General features: G+C 36.2%; 1 protein-coding gene. It reads right to left on the bottom strand.

What is annotated here, in order from left to right; genetic code table 11:
- Window positions 1-280 (bottom strand): hypothetical protein (locus ACXAGJ_RS24765; protein WP_474843883.1); only part of this gene is annotated, 280 nt, incomplete at its 3' end.
- Window positions 281-318: the final 38 nt, after the last annotated feature.

The following is a 318-nucleotide window of genomic DNA, read 5'->3' on the forward strand; positions in this document are numbered from 1 at the left end:
TAATTCCAATGGTTTGTCCGGTATTTGTTCTTCCTACTACAGCTCTTACATTGCCTAAATGATCTGTAAGTTGATACAGATTGGTTCCATCAGATTTTCTCACACCTAAACGATTTGCTCCATAAATGGTGTTTTCGACAATTTGCCCATTTCTGTATATAGCCAGGGGTTTTCCTGTAGCATCCCGTACATAGTGTTCGGTATAACTTAGATTTCCATTGGATAGGTTGTATGCTTCTTTACGTACTCTATGGTTTTTATCATTGTAAAAGAACTTCACTAATGTTTGGTTGTTTTTTTTGATTTCATTGACCAGTC

It is taken from the genome of Aquimarina sp. AWH4_224 (genome assembly GCF_056160245.1).